Origin of the sequence: Vreelandella halophila, assembly GCF_019903425.1 — a bacterium.
GTDB lineage: Bacteria > Pseudomonadota > Gammaproteobacteria > Pseudomonadales > Oleiphilaceae > Halospina > Halospina halophila.
In genome coordinates this window covers 370,209-386,167 of sequence record NZ_JACHUZ010000011.1, presented here as the reverse complement: position 1 = coordinate 386,167, position 15,959 = coordinate 370,209, and the positions used below count along the sequence as shown (strand labels likewise).

Annotated in this window: 16 protein-coding genes; 6 read left to right on the top strand and 10 right to left on the bottom strand. The window is 55.9% G+C overall.

Features of this window, described 5'->3' with window-relative positions:
• Positions 1–48: 48 nt before the first annotated feature.
• The 5 genes from H4I92_RS17215 to H4I92_RS02060 form a co-directional block, all read right to left on the bottom strand.
• Complete coding sequence (locus H4I92_RS17215; protein ID WP_077528985.1) at positions 49–1,413, bottom strand: ATP-binding cassette domain-containing protein; 1,365 nt, start codon at positions 1,411–1,413, stop codon at positions 49–51.
• Between the two features lie 17 nt (positions 1,414–1,430).
• Complete coding sequence (locus H4I92_RS02075) at positions 1,431–2,189, bottom strand: ABC transporter ATP-binding protein (protein WP_077528984.1); 759 nt, start codon at positions 2,187–2,189, stop codon at positions 1,431–1,433.
• On the bottom strand, positions 2,173–3,195 hold the full coding sequence (locus H4I92_RS02070; RefSeq protein WP_077528983.1) for a branched-chain amino acid ABC transporter permease: 1,023 nt from the start codon (positions 3,193–3,195) through the stop codon (positions 2,173–2,175). The genes H4I92_RS02075 and H4I92_RS02070 overlap by 17 nt, the downstream gene beginning before the upstream one ends.
• The gene (locus H4I92_RS02065; RefSeq protein WP_077528982.1) at positions 3,195–4,070 is read right to left on the bottom strand and encodes a branched-chain amino acid ABC transporter permease; all 876 of its coding nucleotides are present in this window, start codon (positions 4,068–4,070) and stop codon (positions 3,195–3,197) included. The genes H4I92_RS02070 and H4I92_RS02065 overlap by 1 nt, the downstream gene beginning before the upstream one ends.
• 72 nt (positions 4,071–4,142) lie before the next feature.
• Positions 4,143–5,288: an ABC transporter substrate-binding protein gene (locus H4I92_RS02060; protein ID WP_077528981.1), complete on the bottom strand. Its 1,146-nt coding sequence runs from the start codon at positions 5,286–5,288 to the stop codon at positions 4,143–4,145.
• A 676-nt stretch (positions 5,289–5,964) separates the two neighbouring features.
• On the opposite strand from H4I92_RS02060, the gene paaA reads away from it, so the two are divergent.
• The 6 genes from paaA (at position 5,965) to paaZ (ending at position 11,807) form a co-directional block, all read left to right on the top strand.
• The gene (gene paaA / locus H4I92_RS02055) at positions 5,965–6,951 is read left to right on the top strand and encodes a 1,2-phenylacetyl-CoA epoxidase subunit PaaA (RefSeq protein ID WP_077528980.1); all 987 of its coding nucleotides are present in this window, start codon (positions 5,965–5,967) and stop codon (positions 6,949–6,951) included.
• A 17-nt stretch (positions 6,952–6,968) separates the two neighbouring features.
• Positions 6,969–7,250 (top strand): 1,2-phenylacetyl-CoA epoxidase subunit PaaB, encoded by a 282-nt coding sequence (paaB, locus tag H4I92_RS02050; protein WP_077528979.1) that lies wholly within the window; start codon positions 6,969–6,971, stop codon positions 7,248–7,250.
• 65 nt (positions 7,251–7,315) lie between these two features.
• Positions 7,316–8,026, top strand: a complete 711-nt coding sequence (paaC, locus tag H4I92_RS02045) for a 1,2-phenylacetyl-CoA epoxidase subunit PaaC (RefSeq protein WP_245800830.1) — start codon at positions 7,316–7,318, stop codon at positions 8,024–8,026.
• Complete coding sequence (gene paaD, locus H4I92_RS02040; protein WP_077528977.1) at positions 8,010–8,579, top strand: 1,2-phenylacetyl-CoA epoxidase subunit PaaD; 570 nt, start codon at positions 8,010–8,012, stop codon at positions 8,577–8,579. The genes paaC and paaD overlap by 17 nt, the downstream gene beginning before the upstream one ends.
• A 13-nt stretch (positions 8,580–8,592) precedes the next feature.
• Entirely contained in the window at positions 8,593–9,672 is a 1,080-nt protein-coding gene (paaE, locus tag H4I92_RS02035) for a 1,2-phenylacetyl-CoA epoxidase subunit PaaE (RefSeq protein ID WP_077528976.1), read from the top strand.
• Between the two features lie 89 nt (positions 9,673–9,761).
• Entirely contained in the window at positions 9,762–11,807 is a 2,046-nt protein-coding gene (paaZ, locus tag H4I92_RS02030) for a phenylacetic acid degradation bifunctional protein PaaZ (protein ID WP_077528975.1), read from the top strand.
• A 489-nt stretch (positions 11,808–12,296) separates the two neighbouring features.
• Here the strand turns inward: paaZ and H4I92_RS02025 are convergent, their stop codons facing one another.
• The 5 genes from H4I92_RS02025 to H4I92_RS02005 form a co-directional block, all read right to left on the bottom strand.
• Positions 12,297–12,545: a hypothetical protein gene (locus H4I92_RS02025; protein WP_143512571.1), complete on the bottom strand. Its 249-nt coding sequence runs from the start codon at positions 12,543–12,545 to the stop codon at positions 12,297–12,299.
• A 103-nt stretch (positions 12,546–12,648) separates the two neighbouring features.
• Complete coding sequence (locus tag H4I92_RS02020) at positions 12,649–13,170, bottom strand: cytochrome b (RefSeq protein WP_179105593.1); 522 nt, start codon at positions 13,168–13,170, stop codon at positions 12,649–12,651.
• Positions 13,171–13,253: 83 nt separating this feature from the next.
• A complete protein-coding gene (locus H4I92_RS02015) occupies positions 13,254–14,048 on the bottom strand; it encodes an SDR family NAD(P)-dependent oxidoreductase (RefSeq protein WP_077528973.1) in 795 nt (264 codons plus the stop codon).
• Positions 14,049–14,086: 38 nt separating this feature from the next.
• On the bottom strand, positions 14,087–14,893 hold the full coding sequence (locus H4I92_RS02010) for an aldo/keto reductase (RefSeq protein ID WP_077528972.1): 807 nt from the start codon (positions 14,891–14,893) through the stop codon (positions 14,087–14,089).
• Positions 14,890–15,903, bottom strand: coding sequence for a glutathione S-transferase family protein (locus H4I92_RS02005; protein ID WP_077528971.1), 1,014 nt, complete (start codon positions 15,901–15,903; stop codon positions 14,890–14,892). Before H4I92_RS02005 ends, H4I92_RS02010 begins: the two co-directional genes overlap by 4 nt.
• Between the last annotated feature and the right edge of the window lie 56 nt (positions 15,904–15,959).

Below are 15,959 nucleotides of genomic sequence, written 5' to 3'. Positions count from 1 at the left end.
AGTATTTTGAGGAGCCCTTAGGTATTTAGAATATCTGGGCCTGCCAGATCACATGCCCAAGTACGCTTCACGCACCTTCTCATTGCTGAGCAATTCGTCGCCAGTCCCCTCTACCACCACATTACCGGTTTCAAGCACGTACCCACGGTCCGCCAACGCCAGCGCGTCGGACGCATTCTGTTCGACCAGCAAAATGGTTATGCCCTCATCCTTGAGACCTTTTATGATGCTGAAGATTTCTTCGATGACCAACGGAGCAAGCCCCATACTGGGCTCATCCAGAAGCAGCAGTCGCGGTTTGGCCATCAGCGCCCGACCAATAGCCAGCATCTGTTGTTGGCCACCAGAGAGCTCGCCCGCCAGGTTGTGGCGTTTCTGACTCAGAATCGGGAACTTCGTGAACATACGCTCCAGATCATCCATCACTTCGGGGGTACGGCCACGAGTATAGGCCCCCAGTAACAGATTGTCGTAAACGCTCAGATCGCTGAAGACCTGACGCCCTTCTGGCACTTGCACAATTCCGTCGACGACACGCTGGTCAGCGGACACCTTGAGCAAATCCTTACCCTGGTAGGTCATATCCCCCCTATCAGCCGGCTGTAATCCGGAGATCGTCATAAGCAGGGTTGATTTGCCAGCACCATTGGCTCCCACGAGGGAGACAATTTCACCGCTATTGACACGAATATCCAGATCATGGAGAACCTCAATCTGACCATAGGACGAAACAAGACCCTTGATGGACAGTATTTCTTGGGAGGCATCAGGTGCCGTCATCTGGCTTGAGTGCTTGAGACCCAGCCCCCCCAGGCTTTCCGGGGTTAGGCTGATGATCTGATGGCGCAGCTCACGGAACTCATCCCGGACCCGCTCGCCAAACAGCGGGTCATCGTCCACATCCCGTGATTCAATGATCTGTCGCCAGTCTTCCTCGTCAAGGAATTTCCTGGCTTTCGGAATCACCACGCCTTCTTCTTTGCGGATGTGTTTCCGCAAGGCCTCCGTAAAACGCGCCAGCGCATGACTGAACTGCTCACGCCCTTCAGGCCATCGCTCAATACAGCTGGCCAGACAACTGCGCAGTTCCTGCAATTTCTCATGCCCAATGACATACCCCTCAGCCAACTTATCAAGCAGCGGTACAGTCTCGGGTGATTTCTCACCCAGCCGCCGGTAGAGCTCGATGTCCGTAGGTGTCGTATGCACCCGAGCGGAGAAGTACTGGATGTAATCGAAGATGGTGCTCAATAACCGCTCATCCGGGCGTTGTTCGTTCACATTCATATCGCTGAGAAGCTGATCCAGAAGATCCAGGATCCGCCACAGGGACTGATGCTCCTGAACAATGGCTCGTATTGCCTGCTCACTGGGTGGATAGCTGGCGCCCGGCTCAGTTTTATGTTCGCTCATATCGAATACCTTTTTGTTCAACCACCGAGGTAGGCTGCAATGACGTCCGGGTTTTGACTGATTTGCTCTGGAGTGCCCTCGGCCAGCACCCGACCGTAGTTAAGCACCAACAGCTGGTCGGATATGCCCATCACAAGCTTCATATCGTGCTCAACCAGAATCACCGTCACACCCTGCTCGGCAATTTTCCGGATTAGCTCCTCCAGTGCCGCAGTCTCGGTAGCATTCAGCCCTGCAGCTGGCTCATCAAGGAGAATCACCTTTGGATCGACTGCAAGTGCACGCGCGAGTTCCAGACGCTTCAGGGCACCATATGACATAGCGGATGCTTCGGAGGCCAAGTAATCACCGCACCCGACGTAGTCCATCAACTGCGCAGCACGTTCGCGGGCCAGTGCCTCATTACGGCGCATCGAAGGCAACCGAAACAGGGTCGCCAATAGACCGCTGTTGAAGCGCAGATGCAGACCCAACATCACATTCTCTATGGCCGTCATATTCATACAGACCTGCATATGCTGAAAGGTCCGACACATGCCACGCTCGGCAAGCTGATTCGACGTCAACCGGGCGGTACTCTCGTCACCAAGCCGGATCTCACCCTTAGTCGGCGTATAGAGACCTGTAATCAGGTTAAGCAAGGTGGTTTTACCGGCTCCATTGGGGCCGATCACCGAATACACCTTACCGGCTTCTACCGAAAAGTTGACATCCTCCACTGCGTGAACACCGCCGAAGACTTTATCCAGTCCCTTTACCTCAACCAGTGCTGTCATGCCTCACCTCTGCCGCTTTCTTGCGCGTTATATTGGGAACCACAGAATTCAGGGTCGGGAGTAGACCCTTGGGCATGAAGATCATGGTGACCATGAGAATCAGACCAAACATGGCCATTTCAAGCTCCTGAAAATCCGCCAGGGCCTGAGGCAGAAGCTCAATAACCACCGCCCCCAGGATGACACCGAAGGTGGACCCCATACCGCCAATAACAACCATGGTGATCAGGACAATGGAGAAGTCGAAGCTCGCCAGATCCGGAGTAATAAAGCCCTGAAAGTGAGCGTAAATGCCCCCCATGATGCTGGCATAGACAGCGGAAACCACGAACACAAGACTTTTGTATTTTGTCGTATTGACGCCCACGACCCCGGCAGCAACTTCGGAACCTTTCAGAGAACGCAAAGCCCGCCCAATCGGCGACTCTATGATGTTAAGGGCGAACCAGGTCGCGATCACAAGCAGAACACCAGCCACCATATACCAAGCCTGAACGCCGGATATCTCCAGACCGAACAGCGAGTAACGGCCAAACGTACTCAGCTGCCAGCCAAATACCTCCAGTGGCGGAACCGACATGCCATCGGGACCTCCGGTTAGGGCACGCTCATTTTCGAGGATGATGGCAATGATAAAGCCGACCGCGAGCGTCGCCATCGAAAGATAGTGCCCTTTCAGGCGCAGGATAGGGCGGCCCACAATCCAGGCCACAACCCCCACTGCGATGGCTCCGGCGACCAATGCCGGTATTGATGACCACCCATAGGTGCCTGTGGCAATCCCTGAAAAATAGGCCCCAAGACCGAAAAAGCCCGCGTGACCGAGACTGATCTGGCCGGCGAAACCCACCAGAAGATTCAGGCCAACCACAGTGGCCGCAACGATGCCCACCTGAATAGCCAGTTCATAGTGAAATGGGTTGGCAAAAAAGGCAGGAAGAAAGATCAGAATAAGACCGAGGAGCATGACTCCTCTGAGGCGAGATTGCATTATCTGGTTCAGCATCAGACACGCTCCACGACTTTTGCGCCAAACAACCCGCGCGGCATGAAGAACAGCACAAGCAGGATCATGGAAAATGCCACAGCGTCTTTGTAATCGGAGGAGATGTACCCTGCTGCCATGGCCTCAACGATTCCAAGGGCCAGCCCTCCGACAATCGCGCCCACACCACTGCCAAGACCACCGATCGCCGCAGCGACAAACCCTTTCAAGCCGAGGATGATGCCGATGTCATAGGAGGTGAAGGTAATCGGTGCCACAACGATGCCAGCCACCGACCCCAGAAACGCGGATACCATGAACGCAAGCATCAGCACCACCTGAGTGCGGATGCCGACCAGTCTTGCCGCCTCTTTGTTCATTGAGGTCGCAAGAATGGCTTTGCCACTCAGTGTCTTAGTGAAGAACAGCACCAACGCCACCACCAGAACCGCACCGATTCCAAATACCCAAAGACTCTGGCTATTGAGTACCGCACCGAACACCTCCAGCGACTGCGTAGCGCTGAAGTTGGGCATCGAGTGGTACTCCTTGCCCCAGACCACCTGGGCAATGCCTCGAATGAAAATCGACGCGCCAATGGTGATGATAATCAGGGTTACGACATCCGCCTGCTTGGCGGGAGCAATGGCGAGGCGCTGGAGTGCAAGCCCGAGCACACTGGCCAGAATCACGGCCAGTACGACTGCAACGATCATAGGCATTCCCATGCCCGTCAGCGCCACCGTCGTCATGCCGCCAATCATCACGAACTCACCCTGGGCAAAGTTGATGACATGGCTGGCGTTGTAAATCAGGGTAAAGCCGAGGGCAATCAGCGCATACGTTGCGCCAATCGTTGTCCCCGTGAACAGATACTGTAGGAATTCAGAAAACATAGTGGTGTTTCCGGTCGGCCATCGTCTGACGATACGCCCTCGCGAGCGCTCGTCAGACCGGTGAAAGAAGGGTCAGTTAATCAGCGTCCATTTGCCGTTCTGAACCTCGAGGATTCGAAAGGAGTCCACATTAAGGCCATTGTGGTCATCCGGCGACATATTGAATTCACCCGTCACCCCCACGTAGCCCTCAATGTTTTCCAGGGCTTTTCGAACCGCTTCGGGGTCAGTGGATCCCGCTTTCTCGATGGCGCGAACCGCCAGATTCAAACCGTCATAGGCATAGGCACCGAAGGTGGAAACCTTGGAATCGTAGTGAGCCTCATATTCGGCCTTATAGTCCTGGACCACTTCTTTCTGGGGATCACCCTCCGGCAGGGAGTCCGGCACCAGCAGTGGGGAGGCAGGCAGGCGGAGACCTTCGGCAGAAGAACCGGCCAGGTCGAGGAAGCTGTCGGAGGCTACACCGTGAGACTGATAGAACGGCAGTTCCATTCCCAGATCAGCGTAGTTGCGGGTCACAATGGCAGGACCCTGACCAAACCCGAAATTAAGAACGGCCTCGACACCTTCTGTGTTACGAATATCGGTAAGTTGGGCAGTCATATCTGTATCAGATCCGCCATAGGTGACATCAGCAAGAACCTCAACGCCCATCTGCTCAGCAGCCTCCAGGGTCTGGGCACGACCAGAGCTACCGAAACCACCTGTACCGGAGATGAGACCAATCTTGGTAATGCCACGGTCTTTCATGTCCCTGAGAATGCGCTCTGCCGCCATGCGATCAGACTGTGGCGTCTTGAAGACCCATTTTTTAACCGGCGTTGTTATCTTGACTGCGCCGGCCATGGAGATGAAAGGAATCCGGGCCTGCTGAATCAGCGGTACAGCAGCCATGGTTGTCCCTGTGGTGCTGCCGCCGACGATAATATCGACCTGATCGGAGCGGATCAGACGGCTGGCAAAGTTCCTGGCCGAAGAGGCACTACCACCGTCGTCGTAATGGACCAGTTCGAGATCACGACCGAGTACACCACCCTCGTCGTTGATTTTCTCGACATACATCTCAAGCGTCTTGAGTTCGGGGTCACCAAGGAATGAGGCGGGTCCAGTTGCTGACACAAATGAGCCAATCTTGATCGGCTCTGATGCCTGAGCACTCAGCATCATCAGCCCTGTAGCCACTGCTGCGGCATATTTTCCTATACGACGTACCATTGTTTTTGTTCTCCCACGTTGTAAGGCGCGCCTTTTTTATAGCGCCCCTTTCACCATTGATTGAAGGAAGCTTGGTATCCGTTTCAGCGCCTGAATAATATGACACTTCTAACGAATATCAATCGACGTTAGTGTGTCATATGATGCATGTCAACCGAACTCAATGACTCCGTGCAGGACCGAAACCCGCCCACAATTCGGGCCACCTGCATAACACCGCCTGGATGTGGCCCCGGCGGCGAGTAGCCACAGTCGGCGTCCGGCCTGCGCTTAATCACAGCTGCCATCTACCTGCCACAAGCGCTTGTCCGCGCAATGACGCACTTTCCGGCACCTCCATGCCCAATAACCTTATGACGACAGCCTCCAACGGGAATATGTCTGGTCAGGCGGCGGCATCTTTGAAAGGGGCGCGGCATGCCTGCCTGGCCTCGATTTGGATTCGCTACCCTTAAAGCGCTATCGATAAATTTTTTCGTGAATCAAATCGTTAAGTGTTTAAATTCAGTCAGTTAAACATCGACTAAGCGAGTATTGACGGACGTCATGACACACATAAAGATTTCTTGATTTTTTTTTGGTGTCATTTATTATGGGTATTAACGCCCATCAGCATAATTGCTGGGGTAACGCTGTCAGGAACAACAGGGCCATGCGCCCGATCCGGAGGTAGCTTATGTACGCCCAACTCGTTGAAACCGGCGCCAAACACGTCCAGTCCAAGGACGAGATGTCGCCAGAAGAGCGTGAGTTTCAGGAAAAAATTGACGCGGAAACCAAGATTGAGCCCAAAAACTGGATGCCCGAGGGTTATCGCAAAACGCTGATTCGCCAGATCTCGCAGCACGCACACTCTGAAGTAGTGGGCATGCTCCCTGAGGGTAATTGGCTCACCCGCGCCCCAACCCTGAAGCGCAAACTTCAATTGGCGGCCAAGATTCAGGATGAGGCCGGTCACGGGCTGTACCTGTACAGCGCCATGGAAACCCTCGGGGCAGACCGCGATGAGGAAATCGAGAAACTGCACCAGGGTAAGGCCAAATATTCCAGCATCTTCAATTACCCCACGCTGAACTGGGCCGATATGGGAGCAGTAGGCTGGCTGGTGGATGGCGCTGCCATTATCAACCAGGTTGTGCTTCAGCGCACTTCCTATGGCCCCTACTCACGCGCGATGGTTCGAATCTGCAAGGAAGAAAGCTTTCACCAGCGTCAGGGTTACCAGATCCTTCTGGATATGATGCGTGAAGGCACGGATGAGCAGAAGGCAATGGTGCAGGATGCCATCAATCGCCTGTGGTGGCCGACTCTGATGATGTTCGGGCCGACGGATGACGAGTCCCCGAACTCCCAGCAGTCGATGGCATGGAAGATCAAGCGCAAGAGTAACGACGAACTGCGCCAGATGTTCATTGATCAGACAGTGCCGCAGCTGGAGCTGCTCGGCTGCACCGCACCCGATCCGGAACTGAAATGGAATGAGGAAACCGGCCACTACGATTTTGGAGAAATCGATTGGCAGGAGTTCTACGAAGTTCTCAAGGGTAATGGGCCGTGCAACCGTGAGCGCATCAAAACGCGTAAAGACGCAATCGACGGCGGGGCCTGGGTTCGTGAAGCCGCCGCTGCCTACGCCCAAAAACAGCGCGCCCAAGCCGCTTGATCGTGGAGGAATAGAATATGGCTGAATGGAGCCTTTTCGAAGTATTTGTGCGCTCAAAGCACGGCCTGAACCACAAACATGTGGGCAGCGTGCATGCCGCTGACGCAGAGATGGCAATGGAAAACGCCCGGGATCTGTACACGCGCCGCAACGAAGGCGTGAGCATCTGGGTTGTGCCCTCCAATTCCATCACAGCCTCCGCATCAGATGAGAAGGAAGTGCTGTTTGACCCGTCTGATGACAAGGTTTACAGGCACGCCTCCTTCTACCAGCTGCCCGATGAAGTCGGACACATGTAAGGAGCAATGCCATGACACAAACACAAGCATTACAGGAATACCTGCTGCGCCTGGCAGACTCCGACATGATCCTTGGCCAACGCCTTTGCGAACTGTGCGGAAAAGCGCCAGCGCTTGAGGAAGAGATGGCGCTGATGAACACCGCTCTCGATCTCATTGGCCAGGCCCGCAACTGGTATGAATATGCGGCGGAGCTGATCGATGATGGACGGGATCCCGACAAGCTGGTGTTTCGTCGTGATGCCCACGATTACCGCAATCTGCTACTCACGGAGCAGCCCAATGAGGATTTCGCGGTAACCATGGGGCGCCAGTTTTTCTTTGATGTGTGGCACTACTTCACACTCAACAGCCTGACTCGATCCAGCGATGAGCGAATTGCCGGAATCGCCAGCAAGGCTTTGAAAGAGGCCACCTATCACTTGCGCCGTTCATCAGAGTGGATCAAACGCCTAGGTGATGGGACGGAGGAAAGCCACCGCCGCATGCAGGATGCTGTGGATATTCTGTGGCGCTTCACCGGTGAGCTGATCACTCCGGATGACACGGACCATGCAATGGCCGAAGCAGGCATCAGCCCAGACCCTGAGCCTCTGGCCCAAGACTGGCGCGGCATGGTCAACGAGGTTCTCACCCAAGCCACCCTCGCCCCGGGCGCCGAAGACGCCTGGATGTATATGGGAGGCAAACATGGTGAACACACTGAGCACCTCGGTTTCATTCTTGCGGAAATGCAGTTTCTGCAGAGGGCCTATCCCGATGCCACAACATGGTGATTCAGCCAGCCTGTCAGCCCTTGATGGTCTGATTGCCAGCGACCGGGCGCCTACCAACGCCCGGCCCGATCTCCTTACTAAGGACGACATCTGGGCACTGCTCCAGGAGGTCAAGGACCCGGAAGTTCCTGCCATCAGTGTGGTGGAGCTCGGCATTATCCGAGCCGTGCATTGGGACGGCAAAGAGCTGACCGTCGACGTGACCCCCACCTATTCTGGGTGCCCGGCCACCGAGCTGATTGAAGAACTGATTGTTGAGGCGCTGCATGATGCGGGTGTACGCAATCCGACCATCAACCAGGTGCTGACCCCTGCGTGGACCACCGACTGGATTACAACCGAAGGTAAAGAAAAGCTCAGGGCATTCGGAATCGCACCGCCTGAAACGAGCTCCGGCAAGATGAGCTTACTCGGAGAAAGCGCCGTTATTGCATGCCCGCACTGTGGCAGCAATGACACGGAGCGGGTCAGCGAATTCGGATCAACAGCCTGCAAAGCCCTTTATCGTTGCAAGGAATGCCTAGAGCCCTTCGACTATTTCAAATGCATCTAGAGCTGATACGACAATGAAAAAATTCTACCCTCTGACCGTGAAAGAAGTCAGGCCAGAAACAAAAAATGCCGTAACGCTTGCCTTTGACGTGCCGGAGGAGCTTGCGGACACATTCCGCTACCGACAAGGTCAACACCTCATTGTCAGAACCTGGCTGGACGGTGAGGAAGTCCGTCGCTCCTACTCGATCTGTCGCAGTGTCGACGATCAGGAACTGCGGATCGCGGTCAAACACGTACCCGATGGCATTTTCTCGACTTATGCCAATGAACAGATTGAGCCTGGTGAAACGCTCGAAGTAATGCCACCGGAGGGTCACTTTTCGATCGACCTCGACCCCCAGCGGGAAGGCGATTATCTTGCGGTCGCCGCCGGTAGTGGTATCACCCCGATTCTGTCCATTGTGAAAACCACGCTGGAAACCGAGCCTCATAGCAAGGTAACGCTGTTCTACGGCAATCAATCCAGCAACAGCACCATGTTCCGGGATGAGCTGCAGGATCTGAAAAACGACTACATGGCCCGCTTCAATCTGGTCTATATCTTCACCCGTGAAGAACAGGACATTGATCTGTACAACGGACGGATTGACCAGGGCAAATGCGCTGCTTTGTTTGACCACTGGATCAATGTCGAAAACCTCACTGCCGCATTCATCTGTGGGCCTCAGATGATGACTGAGGCCGTGCGTGACTCCCTGAAGGAGCATGGCATGGACAACAGCAGGATCCATTTCGAGCTGTTCATGGCAGCTGGAGGAGCCGCTCAGGCCAAAAAGGAAAAGTCGCCCTCCGATGCCGATCTGGGGTCAGCGAGCAGCGTGACTGTCATCGCTGACGGGCGTTCACTCACCTTCCCGTTGGTGCGCAACAGCCAAAGCATCCTGGATGCCGGCAACGAGGAAGGTGCCGACTTGCCCTTCTCCTGCAAAGCCGGCGTTTGCTCCACCTGCAGAGCCAAGGTCATCGAAGGTGAGGTTGAGATGGATCAGAACTTTGCGCTGGAGGATTACGAGCTCGAAGCCGGCTATGTGCTTTCCTGCCAGTGCCACCCGGTCAGCGACAAGGTGGTACTGGACTACGACGAACTGTAAGTCCCCCTCAAGAAAGATTCCAGTCAAGCGGCAAGCGCCCGCCCAAATCGTGAGTCTTGCCGCAGTTTCAAGAGTTAACGGAGTTCCCTATGTCAGTCCTGAAAAGTTTTATTGCGGGCAACTGGGTTGGCGAGAGCGCCGCCAAAACCCTGCCCAGCGCCATCAATGGCGAAACCGTCGCGCATACCCATGACGATGCCCTGGACTTCAAGAAGGCCGTTGATTTCGGCCGCAATGTTGGCGGCAAAAATCTGATGGACATGGATTTCCAGGAACGCGCCCTGGCTCTGAAAGCCATGGCCCTGTATCTCCAGGAGCATAAAAAGGATCTTTACTCCCTATCCATGCACACGGGCTCGACCAAGGCTGATAACGGGATCGATATCGATGGTGGTTTCGGCACCCTGTTTTCATACGCCAGCATGGGCCGTCGCGAACTTCCTTCCGGCAACGTAGTCCACGAAGGCCCGGTGACGCCCCTGGGCAAGAACAATCACTTTGCCGGCACCCATATCCTCGTGCCCCGCGGCGGCGTAGCCGTCCATATCAATGCTTACAATTTCCCGGTGTGGGGCATGCTGGAGAAATTCGCACCCACGTTCCTTGCCGGCATGCCCTCCATTGTGAAGCCGGCCACCTCCACCAGCTACGTGACTGAACTTGCGGTCCGGCTGATGCACGAATCCGGCGCCCTGCCCGAAGGCAGCCTGCAGCTGATTATAGGCAGTACCGGCGATCTGTTTGATCACCTTGAAGAGCAGGACATCGTGACCTTCACTGGCTCCGCTGCGACCGCGCGCAAGCTCAAGAATCACCCGAACATCATCAACCGTTCAATTCCGTTCAACGCTGAAGCGGATTCATTGAACAGCGCCATCCTTGCACCGGACGTCACCCCCGAACATGAAGAGTTCGATATCTTTGCCAAGGAAGTGACCCGTGAGATGACGTCCAAGGCAGGTCAGAAATGTACCGCGATCCGTCGTGTTCTGGTGCCTGAGAATCAGGTCGAGGCGGTCTGCGAGAAACTCAAAGAACGGCTCTCCAAGGTTACCGTTGGTGACCCCTCAGTTGAAGGGGTTCGAATGGGTGCCCTCGCCTCCCTGGACCAACTCGACGATGTAAAAACCAACATCCAGGAACTGCTGAAAACCAGCGAACTGGTCACCGGCGGGGATAACAACTTTCAGCCGACCGGGGAAGGTACTGACAAAGGCGCGTTCATTGAGCCGCACCTGCTGTTGTGCCGTAATCCAAGCAATGGTTGCGGCGCTCACGATATTGAAGCCTTCGGCCCCGTCGCCACCGTGATTCCCTACGAAACGCTGGAAGACGCCGTTGCGCTTTGTGCAAAAGGTCGAGGCTCTCTGGTTACGACGATTACAACCCGGGATCCGGCCATTGCCGGCGAGCTTGCCCCCCGGTTTGCAGCTTTTCACGGTCGGTTGCACCTGCTGGATGCCGAAGCAGCCAAGGAATCCACAACGCACGGTTCACCGCTGCCCATGCTCAAACATGGTGGCCCCGGTCGCGCCGGCGGCGGGGAAGAGCTTGGAGGCATCCGGGCAGTTCATCACTACCTGCAAAGAACGGCCATCCAGGGCTCGCCCAACATGCTGGCCGCAGTGACACGCGAGTATGTTAACGGTGCGGATGTGATCGAAACGGAGGTGCATCCCTTCCGTCGCCATTTCGAAGATCTGCAGATCAACGAATCGCTTCTAACCCATCGTCGGACCGTAACCGAAGCGGACATCGTCAACTTTGGCTGCCTGTCCGGTGATCATTTCTACATGCACTTCGACGAGATCGCAGCCAGGGAATCCCAGTTCGGTAAGCGCATTGCACATGGCTACTTTGTACTCTCAGCAGCCGCCGGTCTTTTCGTTTCTCCTGGAGAAGGTCCCGTGTTGGCGAACTACGGTCTGGATACACTGCGCTTTATCGAGCCCGTTGCTCCTGGCGACACCATCCGGGCACGGCTGACGTGTAAGCGGAAGATCGACCAGGGCCGGAAATCTCCGGATGGGCACCCTCAAGGCGTGGTGGTCTGGGATGTTCAGGTTACCAATCAGAATGACGAGTTGGTGGCCAGTTATGACATCCTGACACTCGTTGCCAAAGCAAACGAGTAACGTCTGGCCCCCTGATTGTCTCTGCTCTGAATCCTTGGAGAGACAATCAGCCAAAAAGGTTGCCCGCGTTTTACGGGGAGTGGCAGTTGCTGACTTCAGCAACGCTGCCACTATCCCTCACAGCTACCCTTCCCTCTCAGTATCTTTTCCCCTACCCGGCCCATATAATCCATCGCATTGTAATCACGCCTTGGATCACGCGGTGGTAGCCCCTGCTTATAGTAGTCCAGATCAAAGAAACTCGGCGCTGCGGTTTGCCAGAGGGCACGAACACGGAATCGTGCTTTGTTGGGATCAACGCTCAGTTGTGGCTCAACAAACAGCCGAGAAATAAAATTGCGCCGCAACTGCCGGCTAACCAATTCCTCAGCTTGAGCAATCTCTCGCAGCTGAGCGCTGTACCGGCTGGTATCGATTCCGTCCGGTCAACCACATCTGGCAAGCTGGAAAGTGGAGTCGGGCGATGCCAGTGACCACTGCTCACCCCGTCTAATTGGTGGTGAGCTCATTTGGGACCTCCGCCTGGAAATCGCCATCGACAACGCGAACATCCTGTTCCACCAATTCCTGACCACCCATCCTGACGGACGAGACTAGGCGTTCGACGGCCTGCTCGAACCGCGAATCAACTGTGGCATCAGTCCCATTATCGGCCGTGTAGTCTTTACTCAACCCACTAAACTGCTGCGGAATCTGCTGAGCCAGTTCGAAATCCGCCTTTAGACGAGCCTTGTCCATTGCGGCGCTCATATCGCTAGAGAGCGCAATTCCTACCCCATACAAAGCGTTTGCACCGCACCCGGCGGCTCTTCCTTTCTCTTCATGAAAATCCGGGCTGGCTCTACAACATTCGCGTGAGTGTATCGTCACGCTGGGCGAAGTGATGGAACAAGGCGATGCCGGTATGCCCAAGGACCAGCACCCCGAAGGCCCAGGCGAGCGGCGAATGGAGATCACCGAGGCTTGAAGCCCATGCGATTTCTCGCCCCTCTGCGAATATCTCAATCCCGAACGCGGTCAATCCGTACCCTCCTCCCAACATGGCCAATATACCGGTCAGGGGCAGCAACAACATGCCTGCGAAAAGCAAGCCATGTCCGGCTTTCACCAGCTTGGCGGTAGCCGGGCGCTGTCGTGGACGATGCCGGCGCTGACTCATCACCCAAAGAAGCCGCAGCACAATCAAGCCGAGCAACAGGGTGCCAATAGAGATATGCCAGGGGACCAGTGTCTGACCGATCCAGTGTTCTCCCTCGGAGATCCGATCACCGAACTTGAGCAGTTGCCAAATGACCAACACCGCCATCAACCAATGCAGGAACTTGCTGACGCTGCCATAGCGCTCTTTGGAATCGTTAATCATTAGAATCCCCTAGACGTAGTTAAACAGTAATGGAGCAGCGCCAAGCAGGCAGGCGTTTTGCCTGCTTGGCGCCGGCATCCCGATCAGCAAAAGCTCTCGACGATGCCGCCTTCGACGCGAAGCGCCGCCCCGGTAGTGGCACTGGCTTGGGACGAGGCTGTGTAGACGCAGAGATTAGCCACCTCATCCGGCGTCGCGAAGCGCTTGAGTAGTGTCGAGGGACGATTCTCGTTAAGAAACAGCGTCTCCATCTCATCAACCGAGACACCACGCTCTTCAGCAAGCTTCGCCAGCATCGCCATGGCCCCTTCCGTGCTAGTCGGACCGGGCAGGATGGTGTTGACGGTCACACCGCCGCCCGCCAGCACCTTGGCCAGCCCGCGGGAGAGGCCCTGCATAGCAGCCTTGCTAACACCGTAGTGCACCATCTCTGTGGGGATATTGAGTGCCGACTCGCTGGAAATGAACTGGATGCGACCCCAGCCACGTTCTTGCATCCCTTTGGCATAGTGCCGCACTAGGCGCAAGCCGCTCATGACATTCACCTGAAGGATTTCCTCCCAAGCGGCGTCGTCAATGTCGAAAAAAGAGCAGCCACCGTAGATGCCCAGATTGTTAATCAGAATATCCACATCGGGTATGGCGGCAATCAGTGCCTGCGCACCCTCGACAGTGGCAAGATCGGCGGCAAGGCCCGATAGGCGCGCCCCGGGGACTGCCCTGCCGATGCTCTCGACTGCCCTATCTACGGTATCCTGCTTGCGTCCCGTGATCACCACCTCGGCTCCAGCCCTCGCCAGCCCCTCGGCAATGGCAAAGCCGATCCCGGTGGTCGATCCGGTGACAATGCCGCGCTTTCCGTTCAAGTCGATCTGCATGAATTGTCTCCCTGTTTGGTCTTCACATGAGGCTGTTATTACTGGTCCCACGTCGGGGCAAGATTGTCCGGACTGAGGATGCGGCCATCCGTACGCACGAGATCATCGATCATGGCCATCTCGTCGGACGACAGGGCAAAATCGAAAATGGCGATATTTTCCTCAATGCGCGTCAGCTTGGTGGTGCGGGTCAAGGGCACGTCGCCCTTTTGATGCGCCCACCTCAGAACCACTTGTGCCGCATTTTTGCCATGCGCCGCACCAATACGGGCCAGCACCGGCTCACGCGGCGCCGCGCCCATCGCCATGACGAAGAACCCGGTCAGTGGCACACCAAGTTCATGTGCATGCTTTCGCAACGTCGACTGGTCGAGATAGGGGTGGATCTCGACCTGGTTCGTGGCAATCGGCGCCTCGCTTATCTCGACCGCGCGGGCAAGCTGGGTGGCGTTATAGTTGCTGACGCCGATATGGCGCGTCCAACCGCGTGCGTGGACTTCATTCAATAGCTCGATCTGGCGCTCGATCGGCATGCTGTGGCCGGGCCAGTGCACGAGCAGCAGATCGACTCTATCCAGCTCAAGCCTTTCGAGGCTTTCCTGAACCGAAGGCAGGAAACGCGCTTCCGAGAAATGACTATTCATCACCTTGGTAGCGACGAACACCGCATCGCGATCCATGCCAATGTCGCGCAGGGCACGGCCGAGCGCGGCCTCGTTGCCGTAAAGCTGGGCCGTGTCGAAGGCACGAAAACCCGCCTGCCAGGCGGCGGGAATCAACCGGGCGACCTGCTGGTCGTCTAACTCGTCAAGACCGAAGCCAATCGGGGGAAGTGAGCGACTCATACAGCCGCTTCCGTGCGTATCCATACGCCTTCTCCAGGTAAATGATCCCGCTCATGCGCTCGCTCAAGCTCCAGCTCAGGACCCTGCGGCACGATAAGCGTCGGGTTGAGAGCGGCATTGGTGTAGTAACCGATCTTGATATGCTCAAGATTGACCGTCTCGCGTACACCCGGCCACTGATAGAGCTCACGCAGATAGCTCGACAGATGCGGATAGTCTTCCAGGCGGCGGATATTGCATTTGAAGGCGCCATGGTAAGCCGTATCGAAACGCACCAACGTGACGAAGAGACGCCAGTCGGCTTCGGTCAGGAAGGTGCCTGCCAGGTAGCGATGCGTGGCCAAGTGGTCTTCGAGGCGATCAAGTGCTTGGAACACCTCGGTAACAGCACCATCATAGGATGCCTGATTCTTGGCAAAACCGGCTCGATAGACGCCATTGTTGAGCTTCTCGTAGACGAACTCGTTCCAGGCATCGATCGTCGCGCGCAGCGGTTCGGGGTAGAAGTCGAGGTTATTCCCGGTGAGATGGTCGAATGCGCTATTGAATATCCGGATGATATCCGCCGACTCGTTATTGACGATCCGCCCCTGAGCCCGGTCCCACAGCACCGGGACCGATACCTTGCCGGTGTAACGGGGTTCCGTCATGGTGTAAAGCTGATGGTGGTGTCGAACCTCGCTCAGATGCGATCCGGCATCCTGCGATTCTGCGTAGTACCAGCCCTCCTCCCCCATCGCCGCCTCAGCAACGGAGAGTGGAATCAGGTTTTCCAATCCCTTGAGCTTGCGAAAGATCAACGTGCGGGAAGCCCATGGGCAACAATAAGCAACGAACAGTTGATATCGCCCCGGCTCGGCGGGCGATGCGGCATCGCTCTTCGCCCCTGATTCACCGTGAGGCACTATCCAACGCCGAAACCGGGTAGGTTCTCGCTCAAAGGTACCGCCTCTGATCTCGTTGCTGGCAATCTCGCCCTTAACCCATTGTCCGTTGATAAGACCTGGCATAACACTCTCCCAAAAACTAGATGGCGGTCGGACGCACCGACGATCACCCAAGCACT